This window comes from Larkinella harenae (genome assembly GCF_054780515.1).
On record NZ_BAAGWE010000029.1, the window covers coordinates 1 to 1410 of the forward strand.

At 47.9% G+C, this 1410-nt stretch carries 2 protein-coding genes; both read left to right on the forward strand.

Annotation, left to right across the window (positions count from 1 at the left end; all coding sequences use genetic code 11):
• Positions 1-69 precede the first annotated feature (69 nt).
• Positions 70-423, forward strand: a complete 354-nt coding sequence (locus tag ACYVH9_RS31535) for an ISAon1 family transposase N-terminal region protein (protein ID WP_460640436.1) — start codon at positions 70-72, stop codon at positions 421-423.
• A 40-nt stretch (positions 424-463) separates the two neighbouring features.
• Positions 464-1399, forward strand: coding sequence for an ISAon1 family transposase (locus ACYVH9_RS31540; RefSeq protein ID WP_460640437.1), 936 nt, complete (start codon positions 464-466; stop codon positions 1397-1399).
• Positions 1400-1410 lie beyond the last annotated feature (11 nt).

The following is a 1410-nucleotide window of genomic DNA, read 5'->3' on the forward strand; positions in this document are numbered from 1 at the left end:
GGATCAGTCGGGGAATTTGGGGGGCGTGGAAAAAAGTAGTTTTTTTGCGCAGAATCAATTTTGAGTTCCTTGCAAGAGTCTTATCAAGCCTTAGTCCGTTTTCTGTTACCCGAGGGGATCTTAGATTACTTCGATCTGTCCAATGTCGTCGAAGCTCATACCGGTCTGCACATTTATCTGGTAGAAAAGAACCTGCCTCCTGCGGAATACAACGATCAAAAAGTAGAGTCCAAAGGTTTTTTGCCAGAAATCGCCATTCAGGATTTTCCGATTCGTAATCAGCGGGTTACGCTCTGTATCAAGCGCCGTCGGTGGGAAGTTAAAGAGACCGGGGCGATCATCAGCCGGGATTGGAATGGGGTGCAACAGGGAACGCGGATGACCAAAGAGTTCGCGGATTTTTTAAAAGAACTGTATCGATAATCAACCCATTAGTTGCGCTCAACTCGGAACCTATTTTCATCTGGACGGCAAACTACTTCAGCAGCAGTACAAAGATCATATTAGCGATTACAAGAGTTGGGACCAGCGGTCGCATGCCGCCGAATGGCTTCTATTTCCTGAAAATACGGGTTCCTCTCTGAGCATTGACGAAACGTCCTTATCAAATGGGGAGCTTTATTCGATTGTGACTAACAAAGCAGCGAAAGGACGAAAAGGCTCGTTGGTGGCGATGATCAAGGGAACACAAGCAGCAGCAGTCATTGATATCCTACAGAAAATCCCTAAGCGTATTCGGAATAAAGTGCGTGAAGTGACTTTAGATATGGCCGCCAACATGGGTCTGATCGTCAGCCGGTGTTTTCCCAAGGCATCCAAAGTCATCGACCGGTTCCACGTTCAGAAATTGGCCTATGATGCCGTTCAGGAAGTCCGGATAAGCTATCGTTGGCAGGCTTTGGATCAGGAAAACCAGGCCATTGAAGTTGCACGACAGGCCGGTTTGCCCTATGAGGCTGACCTGTTGACGAACGGTGATACCCTTAAACAATTGTTGGTCCGAAGCCGGTACCTGTTGTTCAAGCAGGCAGATAAGTGGACCCCTTCACAGGTCCAACGTTCCAGGCTCCTATTTGAGCGGTATCCCACTATTGAGCAAGCCTATCGGCTGGCAACAACAGTAGGGACAATTTATAGAACTTGCAAATCCAAGGAGCTGGCCTTTAAAAAGCTGGCCTTGTGGTACAATGCGGTCGAAGCGTGTGGGCTGGATTCGTTTAAAACCGTCGCCCGCTCCATTCAGACGCATTATTTGGACATTCTCAATTTCTTCAATAACCGCAGTACCAATGCCTCGGCGGAATCCTTCAACGCGAAAATCAAGGCATTTCGGGCATCATCCAGAGGAGTCAGAGACATTGCTTTCTTTCTGTTCCGATTGACCAAACTTTATGCCTAACTTCCCCCCAA